The 12,904-nt window shown below is 59.2% G+C and carries 12 protein-coding genes, 2 tRNA genes and 1 pseudogene; 6 read left to right on the top strand and 9 right to left on the bottom strand.

Annotated elements, in window-relative coordinates; all coding sequences use genetic code 11:
* Nucleotides 1–897: an NAD kinase gene (locus AC1Q5S_RS02185; RefSeq protein ID WP_303833226.1), complete on the bottom strand. Its 897-nt coding sequence runs from the start codon at nt 895–897 to the stop codon at nt 1–3.
* Nucleotides 898–925: 28 nt separating this feature from the next.
* Here AC1Q5S_RS02185 and hrcA point away from each other — a divergent pair, with 28 nt between their 5' ends.
* Nucleotides 926–1,930 carry a heat-inducible transcriptional repressor HrcA gene (hrcA, locus tag AC1Q5S_RS02180; RefSeq protein ID WP_303833227.1) on the top strand — a complete coding sequence of 335 codons (1,005 nt, stop codon included), beginning with the start codon at nt 926–928 and terminating at the stop codon, nt 1,928–1,930.
* Nucleotides 1,931–2,130: 200 nt separating this feature from the next.
* Nucleotides 2,131–2,209: transfer RNA gene (locus AC1Q5S_RS02175), tRNA-Ile, on the top strand.
* 165 nt (nt 2,210–2,374) lie between these two features.
* Here the strand turns inward: AC1Q5S_RS02175 and AC1Q5S_RS02170 are convergent.
* The 4 genes and pseudogenes from AC1Q5S_RS02170 to AC1Q5S_RS02155 all read right to left on the bottom strand — a co-directional run.
* A pseudogene (locus AC1Q5S_RS02170) lies at nt 2,375–2,620 on the bottom strand (YkvA family protein); the annotation flags it as partial.
* A 127-nt stretch (nt 2,621–2,747) separates the two neighbouring features.
* On the bottom strand, nt 2,748–3,203 hold the full coding sequence (locus AC1Q5S_RS02165) for a ferritin-like domain-containing protein (protein WP_303833228.1): 456 nt from the start codon (nt 3,201–3,203) through the stop codon (nt 2,748–2,750).
* Nucleotides 3,204–3,238: 35 nt separating this feature from the next.
* Nucleotides 3,239–4,507 (bottom strand): DUF2325 domain-containing protein, encoded by a 1,269-nt coding sequence (locus AC1Q5S_RS02160; protein ID WP_422205971.1) that lies wholly within the window; start codon nt 4,505–4,507, stop codon nt 3,239–3,241.
* Between the two features lie 287 nt (nt 4,508–4,794).
* A complete protein-coding gene (locus AC1Q5S_RS02155) occupies nt 4,795–5,286 on the bottom strand; it encodes a hypothetical protein (protein ID WP_422205973.1) in 492 nt (163 codons plus the stop codon).
* A 217-nt stretch (nt 5,287–5,503) separates the two neighbouring features.
* Between AC1Q5S_RS02155 and AC1Q5S_RS02150 the strand changes: the two genes are divergently transcribed.
* The 4 genes from AC1Q5S_RS02150 (at nt 5,504) to greB (ending at nt 8,659) form a co-directional block, all read left to right on the top strand.
* Nucleotides 5,504–6,112 (top strand): TonB-dependent receptor plug domain-containing protein, encoded by a 609-nt coding sequence (locus AC1Q5S_RS02150; protein WP_492238261.1) that lies wholly within the window; start codon nt 5,504–5,506, stop codon nt 6,110–6,112.
* Nucleotides 6,087–7,196 (top strand): PepSY-associated TM helix domain-containing protein, encoded by a 1,110-nt coding sequence (locus tag AC1Q5S_RS02145; protein ID WP_492238260.1) that lies wholly within the window; start codon nt 6,087–6,089, stop codon nt 7,194–7,196. The genes AC1Q5S_RS02150 and AC1Q5S_RS02145 overlap by 26 nt, the downstream gene beginning before the upstream one ends.
* Before the next feature lie 737 nt (nt 7,197–7,933).
* Nucleotides 7,934–8,010, top strand: a tRNA-Arg gene (locus AC1Q5S_RS02140).
* Nucleotides 8,011–8,089: 79 nt separating this feature from the next.
* The gene (gene greB, locus AC1Q5S_RS02135) at nt 8,090–8,659 is read left to right on the top strand and encodes a transcription elongation factor GreB (RefSeq protein WP_303833238.1); all 570 of its coding nucleotides are present in this window, start codon (nt 8,090–8,092) and stop codon (nt 8,657–8,659) included.
* A 28-nt stretch (nt 8,660–8,687) separates the two neighbouring features.
* Here the strand turns inward: greB and AC1Q5S_RS02130 are convergent, their stop codons facing one another.
* From AC1Q5S_RS02130 to AC1Q5S_RS02115, 4 genes are all read right to left on the bottom strand, one after another.
* Entirely contained in the window at nt 8,688–10,967 is a 2,280-nt protein-coding gene (locus tag AC1Q5S_RS02130; protein ID WP_492238259.1) for a RelA/SpoT family protein, read from the bottom strand.
* A gap of 94 nt (nt 10,968–11,061) precedes the next feature.
* Nucleotides 11,062–11,265: a DNA-directed RNA polymerase subunit omega gene (gene rpoZ / locus AC1Q5S_RS02125; RefSeq protein WP_005794722.1), complete on the bottom strand. Its 204-nt coding sequence runs from the start codon at nt 11,263–11,265 to the stop codon at nt 11,062–11,064.
* 16 nt (nt 11,266–11,281) lie between these two features.
* The gene (gene gmk, locus AC1Q5S_RS02120; RefSeq protein ID WP_492238258.1) at nt 11,282–11,902 is read right to left on the bottom strand and encodes a guanylate kinase; all 621 of its coding nucleotides are present in this window, start codon (nt 11,900–11,902) and stop codon (nt 11,282–11,284) included.
* Between the two features lie 35 nt (nt 11,903–11,937).
* Entirely contained in the window at nt 11,938–12,855 is a 918-nt protein-coding gene (locus tag AC1Q5S_RS02115) for a YicC/YloC family endoribonuclease (protein ID WP_492238257.1), read from the bottom strand.
* Nucleotides 12,856–12,904: the final 49 nt, after the last annotated feature.

Here is a 12,904-nt window from a genome sequence, read left to right as displayed (position 1 = left end):
TTAGGAGCCCCCTTCGTTCCAGCGTAACTTCTTGCGCAGTGTCGCGAAATAGTTCCAGCCGAGCGGGTGCAAAAACCGAACGCTGTGCTCGGAGCGCTGAACAAGAATCCGGTCACCGTGCAGCAGTGACGCCAGAGACTGCATGTCGAAATTGGCGCTGACGTCCCTGCCACTCACTATCTCGACGGCCACTTCGGTGGCGTCCGATAAAACGATAGGGCGGTTTGAAAGGGTATGGGGTGCGATGGGAACCAATACCCACCCTGGAATGGACGGGTGCAGCATGGGGCCGCCCGCGGAAAGTGCGTAGGCTGTTGATCCGGTGGGCGATGCAATGATGAGCCCGTCAGCCCTCTGGTTGGCCACGAATTGCCCGCCCACTTCCACGCGAAGTTCCACCATGCCGGATGTGGCTCCGCGATTCACCACGACATCGTTCATGGCAAGGGCTTCGAAAACCGTGGCCTGCCCACGAACCACGCGTGCGCGCATCAGGGGGCGCAAATCCTCTTCGTATTCTCCGCACAGCATGGGAGTGAGCGCTGCCTGATAGCTGCCGAAGGGAATGTCGGTGATGAAACCCAGGCGCCCCTGATTGATTCCGATCAGCGGGGTGCCATAGCGCGCGAGCTGTCGACCGATGCCGAGCATGGTGCCATCTCCGCCAACGACGAGCCCCAGTTCGCATTGGGCGCCAATGGTGTCCACGTCCATGGAGGGATAGGCGGTCAGTTTGGTATTGATGGCGGTTTCTTTTTCAAGCACCACCTGACATCCCAGGCGAACAAGAAACTGAGCTATCTCTTCGAGGGCGTGGCGCGAGCTATCGGTCATGGCGCCGGCAGCAGTTGCCTGATACTTGCCGATAAGCGCAACATGGCGGAAATTGGACGTCATCGCGAAATTACATCATTAAAATCATTCCATGCTCGATGACCGTGCCAAGTTGTTGCTGAAAGCGCTGGTCGAGCGCTATATCGCCGATGGGCAGCCTGTGGGTTCGCGCACCCTTTCACGTGCTTCCGGGTTGGAGCTCTCCCCGGCAACGATACGCAATGTCATGGCGGATCTGGAGGCGCTGGGGTTGATCGCAAGCCCCCACACCTCCGCTGGAAGAATCCCCACCGCGCGTGGCTACCGCCTGTTTGTGGACACCATGCTGACAGTGCAGCGGGATCCACTGACGCCGCCACAACTGGTGCCAGAGCAGCCGCAAAAAGTGATTGCCAATGCGGCGCACCTTTTGTCGAACCTCTCCCAGTTTGTGGGTGTCGTGATGGCGCCGCGGCGCACCTCCGTGTTCCGCCATATCGAATTTCTTCGACTTTCGGAGCGCCGGTTTCTGGTGATCATTGTTTCACCGGAGGGAGATGTGCAAAACCGTGTCATCTTCACCGATGTGGACTATTCACAGTCGCAGTTGATCGAGGCCGCCAACTTCCTGAATGCCCACTATGCCGGTTTGGCCATGGAGCAAGTCCGTGAAAAGCTCAAATCGGAGGTGGACATGCTGCGAGGGGAGATCGCTTCATTGATGCAGGCTGCGGTCAACATCAGTTCGGAAGCCCTTTCCGAAGCGCAGGATGAGGTCGTCATTTCTGGCGAAAGAAACCTGCTGGCAGTGAGCGATTTCTCTAGCGACATGGGCAACCTTCGCAGGGCCTTCGATTTGTTCGAACAGAAAACCCAGATACTTCGCCTTCTGGACATCTCCAGCCAGGCAGAGGGCGTCCGTATCTACATCGGCGGAGAGAGCCAGGTTGTGCCGTTCGAAGAGCTCTCGATTGTTAGCGCACCTTACGAAGTGGACGGCCGGGTGGTGGGTACGCTGGGGGTGATCGGCCCCACCCGCATGCCCTATGACCGGATGATCCAGATCGTGGACATTACTTCCAAGCTGGTGTCCAACGCGCTCAGTTACCGCAAATAAACACCCTACAATACTTGCCGTGCTCCGTCTGATTCAGCGCTGGCGCGAGGGGCGTTAGTTCAGTTGGTGAGAGCAGAGGACTCATGCTACATCGTTCAAGATGTTGAAGCAGGGGATTAAACTCAATAAAATCAACACCTTGCGCAGGTAGTGACCGCCCAAGCGAAGCCGCCATGTAACGGCCGAGTAGCAAAAATTTCGGGACGCTAGCTCATGCTTGGTTAGAGCAGTAGACTCATAATCTATTGGTGCCGTGTTCGACTCACGGGCGTCCCACCAAAAAAACCCCAGCCCTCACCATCTGGGGTTTTTTCGTTACTGAGCCCCGCAAAGCCCCGGCTACTGGCCACACAGTGTCGCTGCGGGCCTCGCAGCACCTGCGCCAATACCAGTGCGGCACCCATCCCCCGATCAGCGCCCGTGCCGCCCGCTACCCTCACCACGTTTCATCCAGTCGTCCGCGCGAGACCGGCAGTCGGTCAATACCGACACGGGTACGAGCCTGACCGTGCGTCAGATCAGGCAAGGCAACAACGGCAAATCATCCACGTAGCCCAGCACGGGTATGAAGTCCGGAATAAGGTCAATCGGGCTGAGCGCATAGGCCACAACGAAAACCCCCTGCGCTTTTGCATACCACGGGGTTTCAGGTTGCTTGGCCCAGGTTTTGAAATTGTCGAGTTTGAACAGATTTCAAGCCCGCTAAAAGCGCCGTAACTCCGGCGTGCAGCGTCCCACAAGTCAAAGTCTGAGTGATGGCTAGGTGGGCGACACCCATTAAAGGTGTGTCGCCAAAGTCGCCGTGCCGCTGTCAGTATTAGCCCTTGAACGCTGCGGTCTCGCCCGGACGGCGCAGCATCTTGTTGACCTCGTCTTGATGCAGCTCTTCATTGACGATCATCTCGCGGGCGTACTCTTCCAGAAGTACCGAGTGGCCTTCCGCGATCTTGAGCAAATCGTAGTACGCGGCCAGGGCGGTTTTCTCGTGCGACAAGCTCTCGCGCAGAATGTCGCCAATGTCGTGCTGTTCGGTTTCCAGCAGGGGGCCGATCTTGAGGGACGGGTGGCCGCCCAGCAGCGTGACCATTTCCCCGGCTTTGTGAGCATGGGCCAGGCTCTCATCGGCGTTGCCCTTCATCCAGGATACGATGGGAATGCGGTTGTAGCCATACACCATGAGCGAGTAGTGGGTGTACTTCACCACACCCGCCAACTCAAGTTCCATGATCCGGTTGAGAGCATCAATAGCGGCTTTGGTTTTGGATTCGTCCATGGTGGACTCCTTTCATGGCGGCGATATGTTGCTTTTTACTGAGCGAATGTATTTTCTGCCAGTTCGCCGTGGGTGTCATCCACGGTGATTTGCTGCAAGGTACGGGTCAGTGAGGAGGTGCTGGGGTTCTCGACGAAGACACATTGCTTGCCGGTACGTTTGCAGAAATCCTTGACCCGCCAGTAGGCGTTGTGACTGATGCAGCCGGTTTGGCAGATGACCAAATCGGCTGCGGCGAGGATGGAGTCGAGCGCACCTTGCTTGTCTTCCAGACCCCCATCGTGGTGTGCGAAGTTGCCCCCCGCTTTCTCGATCACATCGCGATAGTTCGCCACGTTTCCGTTGCGACCCCCGACACACAGGATCGTCTTTGCCTTGAGATGGAAGGTGATTGGGCTTTCCTTGGGCGTGTCGTGGTGCTGTTCGGCTGCGGGAGCAGGCTGAGCCGCCGATTCACGCAGGCTCGGCGAGCGTTGTGCTTCGCTGAGCTGCTGGCGCAGTTGTGCGTTTTGCGTTTCCAGCTCCGCCTGTCGAGCCGTGAGCTGATCGATCTTCTTTCGCAGCCGGGACGTGTTTTCAAAGTCCGGCAGCGACGCTTTCAGCTGCTCCATGTCCTGCAGATGGAACGCAATCCGCGAGTCCTTACCAATCACGATGGCTCGCTGCTGCACGAGTTGTGCGTGCAGTTGCTCGATTTCAGCGGCCTTCTCCGTGATCACTCGGGTGCATCGTTCTTGCACTCGGCCCAGCTCCCGACCCAGGACACCGTTTTCCTTGATCAACTCGTTGAACTTGGTCAAGTCAATGCGAACAGCGGCCCCGGCCTGGTGCTGCAACATGTGCATGTCTCTCAGGACAACCTCCTGCAAAACCTCGTCGCAGCGGGGGTGGGTCAACGTGGCCCAAAAAGCCCCTGAGACATCGCCTTGGCGAACAGCGTCAGCCCACAGGTCGGCCACCGCCTTGGTGTCCTTGGCGAACTTGAACGCCTGAACGGTTCTGGCGTACCGTGATTCCAGATCCTTCTGCAGCAGCTCGGACAGCCGATTGCGCTGGGTGCATTCGGCGACCGCGCCGACATGAACCTCGTAATCATCCGCAATGGCTTTGCCCCCCAATGCCTTGTTCACCAACTGGCGAAGTGCTGCCAGCGGAAGGCACACCCCCACCACGGGGCAGTGGCACTGGTGTGGAAGATCCCAAAGCCGCCTGCGGCGAGACCCGGTATTGGCCGGAAGAGGGCTGGCGCATTGATCACACATACGACCTCCTGGTTGTGCGGTCTCGTTTTCAATGAACCACATGAGCGGACTCGTGACAGGCATGGCCTTCGTGCGGTTGCATGCCGTTCAAGCGCTTTTGGGCTTGCGACAGCATCTCGGCCAAGGCCAAGAATGCGTTGACTTCCAGTCGAACCGACAGGCAATCTATGGACAGATGCACCACCCCGCAATCGGAACAGACCGACACATGCCCGACAGGGCTACGGGCCAGCATGGTGTGCTGGCAGCTGGGCGAAGTGGACAAGTGCTCCATGCGAACCTTCGGTGAAGTGGTTGGTGAAATTGATTATAAATAAGAATCGTTCGCATTAAAAGAGTGCATCCAAAACCAAAAACCGAACAGCTTGCGGGTTGTTCGGTCTTTTGGTGTGCGGTTGTGGGTAGAAGTTGGCAACGGAGCATCCCTCCGTTCTGGCGACTTTGGCGACACAGCAGTAAAAGTCGGAGTCGCCGTGTCGCCAGGAGCGTCTGTGAGCGTGGTGGGCCGGCCTGCCTCGGCTCTTCGTTGGCATGAACTGCGGCGGCAGGCAGGTTGCTGCCGGGCGATGACGTGCCTGATTGCTGTCGCAGGCCGTGAAGTTCGAATAGATGCCGCCCAGCAACCAGCGCTGAACACGTGAGAAGCTCAGTTGCAGGCCAAGAGGATAGGCCATTGCCTGCGTTTCGCTGTCGAGCGGATGCCCACGCAGCGGACGCCCCATCACGCTCGCCCTTGGCACTTTGGCGTATCCAGGGTTAGGCGCACAGATTTGAAGTGCACGGGCGTTGACTTCTGGTGAATGATTTTTCGTTGCGGACATGAAAATTTACAAAACAAACACGAACCATTCTCATTGGCATACAATATGGGCACCTGAGGCAGGGGGCGCTCCCCGTCCAAAGTTGCACCTGCCCTGCACTTACGGGCTGGGTTGAGGGCTTACCCAGCAGCTTCATGCGTTGCAAGGCACGGCTTCAGGTCCTTGATGAACTCCTGTTGTCGGAGTTTTTCGGACCAACACCAAGCCGGATAAACAGATGAACAGAAGCACCCTGTGGGCGTCGCCATGCGCGTCCGAAACGAAGCGATTTCCAGCTAAAGCGCTGACGCTAGCCATCGCAGCGGCATGTTCCGCGTTGGCCCACGCCCAGGATTCCGAAGCCCGGCCTTCCTTGTCCGAGGTGACTGTCACGGCCACCCGGTCTGAGGCACTGGTCAACACCGTTCCGCAGTCCATCACCGTTGTGCGCCGCGATGAAATCGAGGAACAGGTCAGCGCAGGCAGCGGCTTGGGTGACATCTTGGGCAAGCTGGTGCCCGGCTTTGGCTTGGGGCGCCAGTCGCCCAGCACGTTCACGCAAACCCTTCGCGGCCGAAACATCAACGTGCTCATCGATGGTGTGCCTCAGAGTACCAACCGAAACGGTGCTCGTATCCTCACGCTGATCGGCCCCTCAGCCGTCGAGCGCATTGCGGTGATCCGGGGCGCCACCGCCATTTATGGCGATGGCGCCACCGGCGGTGTGGTCAACATCATCACCCGCAAGGGCGACGGCCCTGTGAAACACGTTGCCGAAGTGGGCGGCAACGTCTCGCTTTCACATTCCTCGGATATCCTGCATGCCACTTGCAAGCATGCTTCGTAAGCCTCCCACGAAGATCTCAGCCTCCGCAGCGCGCATGCGCGCGCGGAGGTTGTGGAGGACGGTCCACCGATGGCTTGGGCTCAGCCTGGGTCTGGTACTGTTGGTGGCCGCTGTCACCGGCAGCGCCATGCTGATCGCCGATCCCCTTGATGAGGCACTCAACGAGCAGTTGTTCCACGTCCCTCAGGCTGCAACTGTCAATTACCAGGCGGTGCTCTCGCGCCTGAGGGCTGAGGTGGACCCGGAGGCATCTTTGACGTTGCGTCCCCCAAGGGAGCAGGGAGAGTCCTTCCAGGCTCTCGTCAGGGGCGTCTGGAGTGGCACGATCTACTTCCACCCGCAAACCGGTGAAGTGCTTGGCACCAGAGGGGCGACGGATGGTGTGATGGGATTCCTCTTCACCCTGCACAGCAATCTGTTTGCCGGGGAGACCGGGAAAGCCGTGTTGACCTTGGCGGCGCTGGCCTACCTGTTCATGCTTGTCTCGGGCGTGTACCTGTGGTGGCCCGCGCGCTGGCGTCACGCATTGACGGTGCGCTGGACGGCTGGCGGGTTGCGTGCCTTGTTTGACTGGCACCGGGTCACCGGGGTTCTGTTGGGAGGGGTGGTCCTGGTTTCTGTTGCGTCCGGGGCCTATATGGCCTGGCCTCCGCTTGCCAAATCGATCTCCGCTCTGATGGGGGCATCCCCAGCCGTGCCACCCAAAGTGATGGGAGGTCCTGCGCAAGACGAAATCGTCGAACTTGCGGTGCGACGGGCCGAGGAGGTGTATGCAAGCGCAATAGTCGGGTACGTCCAAATACCTGCAAAAGCGGATCAACCCATCCGAGTTCGTCTGCGCCTGTCGGATGACCCGCATCCCAATGGACTAACGTACGTCTGGCTGGACCCGAGCACAGCACAAATCCTCCAGGTCACGCGCTGGACAGAATTGGACCTGGGGACACGCGCTTATTCGTACATCTATCCTCTGCACACGGGGGAGCTGTGGGGGTTGCCATGGATGGTTGCAACCTTTGGCATGGGTGTGGCTTTGGCTGCGTATGCCGTGACAGGGCTGCTTCTTTGGTGGCGCCGTCGCTAGGCCTTGGCCTTTCTTTGGGCCGATTTGTCGAAGCAGTACTTTGGCGCTCCATCGCCAGAGGGCACACTCACCCCACATTCCAGCAGCAAACCAACGAGCCGTGGAGGAATGGCCCTCTGTTGAGGGCGAAGCAGCAGCGTGCTGGCTTGTGTGCATGACTTTGGCCGGGGAACAGCAGCTTCGCAGAGAGAGATCGAGGCCCCCTTCATCAAACACCATGGAAACCACCTCGACCTTGATCCGGAAGAGCTGCGCAGCCTGAAGCGCTTGCTTGTGCGAGGTACCTTCGAGAGCTTCAGGAACGCGGTCGGTGACACACCCCAACGGGACGAGTTTGTTGGCGGCAGTGGCGACACGGCGGCAGCCATCTGACCCGAAAAATGACCGGCGGCCCGCGTCCGGTCTTTTGGCCATCGCCTCTGGTAGACCGTACCGATCACCAGAGGGGGCATCAATGTTGTTCAGGTTTCCCGGACCGGACCGTCAAACGTCCGGTCCGGGGTTGCGGCTTTCGGCGCGGTTTCGCGCCGAATGGAAACGGTTTTGCCATCACGACACCCGCAAGTTTTCTTGAACGAGAAAATTCATGAATCTGGAGGAGGGACCCGTCCGGTTGCATTACAATCGCATCTGTGATTTGAATGATTGAACGCTGACGCAGATGATGCGATAAGTGGTCGTCAAAAATAGTGTGAAGTTCAGATGCATTTGATTTTCATGCTATAATTCAAAGCTTAGCGGCTGTAGCTCAGCTGGATAGAGTACTTGGCTACGAACCAAGGGGTCGTGGGTTCGATTCCTGCCAGCCGCACCAATGTTTAAAGCCTGCAACTGAAAAGTTGCAGGCTTTTTCATTTGTCAATTGCTTTTCCTCTTTCGGGCAAGATGCAGCCATGAGCAAAGCCTTTACCAAGGAAGCGGATGCCGACGATGATGGCGATCTGACTGCGCCGCCGCTGCCGGTCGGTGGAAAAAACTACATCACCCCGCAAGGTTACGCTCGATTGCGGTCAGAACTCTTGGCGTTGATCGACACCGAGCGCCCCAAGATCGTGGACATCGTTCACTGGGCAGCCAGCAATGGCGATCGTTCCGAGAACGGGGACTATCTCTATGGAAAGAAGCGGTTGCGCGAAATTGACCGGCGTATCAGGTTTCTGACCAAGCGACTGGAGATCGCAGAGATCGTGGATCCAGCCATCCACCAAGGTGGCGATCAGGTGTTTTTTGGCGCGACCGTTACGTACCTGGAAGATGGCAGCGTGGAGCGTACTGTCACCATCATGGGAATTGATGAGGCCGACGGCAAACGTGGTCAGGTGAGCTGGATATCTCCGGTAGCGCGTGCGCTCCTGAAGTCCAGGGTGGGTGACGAAATCTCACTGGCCGCACCGAGTGGCTTGCATCGCCTGGAAGTGCTGGACGTCCGGTATCCCGGCAAACCAGTGCGCAAGGGGATCTGACGCTGTATTGCCGATGCTCCGTCTTTCATCAGGCGTGCGGGATGACGCGAGACGCGCGAATCACGGCCTGTGTGCGCCGCAGGCCCCGCAATGCCGTTTCGAGATGGGCTTGATCCCGCACCGCCACCACGAAGCGCAGATCTGTGGTGTCCAGCGCTGCCTCGTCATCCATGTCCACATGGGTGATATCGGCTTCCGAGTTGGCGAGTTCTGCGGCCACGCGTGCCAGCACGCCTTTGCCGTTGCTTACGGTCACCACCACCCCCGTCTCAAACATGCGAGCGGGTTCATCCGACCAGTCCACGGCGATAAAGCGTTCGCTGTCCTTGTGCTGCAGTCGTTTGGCTACGCCGCAGTGCGCATTGTGAACCACCAGACCCTCTCCGCGGCCGAGATATCCGACAATGCTGTCTCCCGGGACGGGGCGGCAACAGTGTGCGTACTGGACTGAAGCATTTTCGCTGCCATCCAGCGTCACTGCGCCTTGAGACAATGTTTCATGGGATGTATAGCGTTCGCGGGTCATGAGCAGCGCATCGGGCCGGTGTCCATGCTCTGACATCAGAACCATGAGGCGCTTGGCCACAATGCTGGCGATGCGCTTGCCGAGGCCCAAGTCTGTCATCAGCTCATTGCGCGTGCGGTTTCCGGTGAAGCGCAGCAACTTGTCCCACATGGGCTGGGTTTCGGCATCCATGGGTGGGAGGCTCACCAGGCCTTCGGCACGCAGGGCCTGGGTCAGCAACTTTTCGCCCAGGCCTTCCGATTCTGTCTGCGCCAGTGTTTTGAGATAGTGGCGTATCTTGGACCGTGCACGGCCCGTTCGTACAAACCCGAGCCATGCTGGATTGGGAGTGGAGATGGGGGCCGTGATGATTTCCACCACATCGCCATTTTTCAGCTCGGTGCGCAGCGGCACCAATTCATTGTTGATTTTGCCCGCAGTGGTGCGGTCACCCACGTTGCTATGGATGGCATAAGCGAAGTCGACCACGGTCGCCCCCCGTGGCATGGCCATGATCTGGCTTTTGGGTGTGAAGACGTACACGGCATCCGGGAACAGGTCGACCTTGACGTGATCCCAGAACTCGGCGGCATCACGGGTTTCATTCTGGATATCCAGCAGGGACTGCAGCCATTTTGTTCCCAGGCGCTCGGCCGTGTTGCCGTCGCTGTCCTGGGCCTTGTAAAGCCAGTGGGCCGCAACGCCTGCCTCAGCAACCACGTGCATTTCGTCGGTGCGCATCTGGAACTCGATGTTCACGCCCGAAGGACCCACCAGGGTGGTGTGCAGTGACTGGTAGCCATTGAGCTTGGGAATGGCAATGTGGTCTTTGAACTTTCCGGGCACCGGCTTGTACATCTGGTGCAGGATGCCCAGGGCCGTGTAGCAGTCTGTGACGTTGGGCACAATCACCCGGAAGCCATAGATGTCCGTAACCTGTGCGAAGCTCAGATGCTTGAGATCCATCTTTTGGTAGATGGCATACAGCGTTTTCTCGCGCCCTGCCAGGCGAACCGACATGCCAATGCGGGAAAACGCAGCATCCACTTCCGTCTGCACCTTCTGCACCAGATCACGGCGCCGGTTGCGCGACTTGTTGATCGCCTTGGAGAGGGTGCGATAACGCCACGGATGCAAATGCCGGAAGGAAAGATCCTGCAACTCGCGGTACGTCTGGTTCAAACCCAGCCGGTGGGCGATCGGTGCATAGATCTCCAGCGTTTCAGAAGAAATCCGGCTCCATTTGGTGCGCGGCATGTCGGACAGCGTGCGCATGTTGTGCGTACGATCTGCCAGCTTGATAAGAATCACGCGAACGTCGCGCGCCATGGCCAGCAGCATCTTGCGGAAGGACTCGGCCTGGTTTTCCTCGCGCGTATTGAACTGAAGCTTGTCCAGCTTGGTGAGTCCATCCACGAGCTCCGCCACCGGCGCTCCAAAGCGGTCTATCAGGTCCGCCTTGGTCACACCGCAATCTTCCATGGCGTCGTGCAGCAGTGCCGCCATCAATGCCTGGGCGTCCAGCTTCCAGCTGGCGCATAACGCAGCCACGGCGATCGGGTGGGTGATATAGGGTTCGCCGCTGTTGCGCAGTTGGCCCAAATGCGCCTCGTCGGCAAAGCGGTAGGCCTGTCGCACGAGTTCGATGCCGGCGGGGTCCAGGTAGTCAAGGCGGTCCGTGAGCGCGGCAAAGCTGGCCGCCGCTGCATTGGCAGCTGCCGCTGACGCACTGACCGCGCCCGAAACGGGGTTGTCGTCGGGCCGAATTTGCGTTGCAGAAAATGAATTGAGCACCGCGTTCATGCCTTAAATGTAGCGCGGCAGTGCAGGAGACGCCTACCACGCAAAAAAAAGCACCGCTGTGCGGTGCTTTTTGTCCAAGGTGCCCGTTGAGCAATCAACCGGGAACCTTCTTCAGCATTTCCAGGCCAACTTTGCCTTCGGCGATTTCGCGCAGGGCCGTCACGGCGGGTTTGTTGCGGCTTTCGATGCGCGGGGCATGGCCCTGGCTCAGCATGCGCGCGCGGTATGTGGCGGCGAGCACGAGCTGGAAGCGATTGGGAATCTTTTCCAGACAGTCTTCTACGGTGATGCGTGCCATCGGGGTTCTCCGGGAATCAGGTGATATTGAGCGACTGGAAGGTGTCAGCACGGGCGCGGCGCTGGGCGGCGTACTTGAGTCGCTGGGCGTGAACTACGGCTTTCAGGTCGAAAAGCGCGCGCTCAAACAACTCGTTGATTATAACGAAGTCGAATTTGCTCACCTGGGCCATCTCTATGGCTGCGTTCTTGAGGCGAACTTCAATGACATCCGCCGAATCTTCGCCCCGCCGTTCCAGGCGCGAGCGCAACTCTTCCCAGCTGGGCGGCAAGATGAAGACGAGGATGGCGTTGGCAAAAGCTTTCTTGATCTGCAGCGCCCCCTGAAAGTCGATTTCCAGGATCACGTCCGAACCCTGTGCGATGCGCTCCTCGATGGCTTTCTTGGAAGTGCCATAGCGGTTGCCATGCACCCTGGCCCATTCCACAAAGGCGTTGCCCTGCACCATGGCGTCGAACTCCGGTTCTGACGCAAAAAAGTACTCGCGGCCATGCTTTTCCTGCCCGCGCGGCGCACGGGTGGTGTGCGAAACAGACGGGTGAACGTGGGAGTCGAGTTCGAGAAGTGCCTTGACCAGGCTGGATTTGCCGGCACCGCTGGGAGCCGCCACTACAAAGAGATTTCCAGGGTAATCCATGGTTGATGTTCGCTGGGTGCTATCAAAAATGAGTATCACTCGATATTTTGCACTTGCTCGCGCATCTGCTCGATCAACACCTTCATGTCGACACTGATGCGGGTGAGGTCCAGGGCTGCCGATTTGGAGCCCAGGGTGTTGGCTTCGCGGTGCAGTTCCTGGATCAGGAAATCCAGGCGCTTGCCGACTTCGCCGCCTTTTTGGAGCAAGCGCTCGATTTCGTCCAGGTGCGAGTTCAGGCGCGTGATTTCTTCCGCGACGTCGATGCGGATGGCAAAGGCCGTGGCCTCGGTGAGCGCGCGATCGCGCGCCGCTTCTGGCAGGGTGGAGCCGTCGGTCAGGGCCATGGCTTCTTTCCAGCGTTCCATGAAACGTTGGCGTTGCTGCTCGACCAGCAGGGGCACCATGGGGCCCGCCTGTTGCGCCAGGCTGCGCAGCTGGCCGAGCCGGTCGTGCAGCATGGCGGCCAGGCGCTCGCCTTCGCGTGCGCGTGCCGCCAGCAATTGTGCGAGTGCCTGTTCCGCCAGGGGGGGCACGGCCTCACTCCAGTCCTCGGGGCCGGCGCCAGCATTGGCGCACAGGCGCAGCGCATCCGCGACAGTCAGGGGCGCCGCCTGGGGCAGCCAGGATTTCACGGCATCCTGCAGCGAGTTGATGCGTTGCAGCAGGCGCGGCGCAGGATCCTGGAGGCTGCTGCCATCGTCGCTTTCCAGCGCGGCACGCACTTCCACCTTGCCCCGCTTGAGCTGCGCGGTCAGCAGACTGCGCAAGACGGGTTCCAGGGCGCGCAGTTCGTCGGGAAGTCGGAACGACAGGTCTAGAAAGCGGCTGTTGACCGAGCGGATTTCAAGCCCCAGCCGGCGGCCGTGGGGGGCGCGGGTGTCGGTATCAGCGCCAGTGGCAGAGGCGCCATGCTGAGCGCTGGCGTATCCGGTCATGCTGTAAACTGGCATTGGACTTTTTGATGGTTGCTTGCGATCCGGCGATTATCCGGGTTCCGCT

It is taken from the genome of Acidovorax sp. GW835-FHT14B10, assembly GCF_058793725.1.
Note: the sequence above shows the minus strand (reverse complement) of the source record. Positions and strands in the feature narration are given on the sequence as shown.

Bases quoted from the DNA above. Each gene is read 5' to 3' on its own strand.
- AC1Q5S_RS02185 (WP_303833226.1), bottom strand. From the start codon at position 897: ATGACGTCCAATTTCCGCCATGTTGCGCTTATCGGCAAGTATCAGGCA.
- hrcA (WP_303833227.1), top strand. From the start codon at position 926: ATGCTCGATGACCGTGCCAAGTTGTTGCTGAAAGCGCTGGTCGAGCGC.
- AC1Q5S_RS02165 (WP_303833228.1), bottom strand. From the start codon at position 3,203: ATGGACGAATCCAAAACCAAAGCCGCTATTGATGCTCTCAACCGGATC.
- AC1Q5S_RS02160 (WP_422205971.1), bottom strand. From the start codon at position 4,507: ATGTGGTTCATTGAAAACGAGACCGCACAACCAGGAGGTCGTATGTGT.
- AC1Q5S_RS02155 (WP_422205973.1), bottom strand. From the start codon at position 5,286: ATGTCCGCAACGAAAAATCATTCACCAGAAGTCAACGCCCGTGCACTT.
- AC1Q5S_RS02150 (WP_492238261.1), top strand. From the start codon at position 5,504: ATGAACAGAAGCACCCTGTGGGCGTCGCCATGCGCGTCCGAAACGAAG.
- AC1Q5S_RS02145 (WP_492238260.1), top strand. From the start codon at position 6,087: ATGCCACTTGCAAGCATGCTTCGTAAGCCTCCCACGAAGATCTCAGCC.
- greB (WP_303833238.1), top strand. From the start codon at position 8,090: ATGAGCAAAGCCTTTACCAAGGAAGCGGATGCCGACGATGATGGCGAT.
- AC1Q5S_RS02130 (WP_492238259.1), bottom strand. From the start codon at position 10,967: ATGAACGCGGTGCTCAATTCATTTTCTGCAACGCAAATTCGGCCCGAC.
- rpoZ (WP_005794722.1), bottom strand. From the start codon at position 11,265: ATGGCACGCATCACCGTAGAAGACTGTCTGGAAAAGATTCCCAATCGC.
- gmk (WP_492238258.1), bottom strand. From the start codon at position 11,902: ATGGATTACCCTGGAAATCTCTTTGTAGTGGCGGCTCCCAGCGGTGCC.
- AC1Q5S_RS02115 (WP_492238257.1), bottom strand. From the start codon at position 12,855: ATGCCAGTTTACAGCATGACCGGATACGCCAGCGCTCAGCATGGCGCC.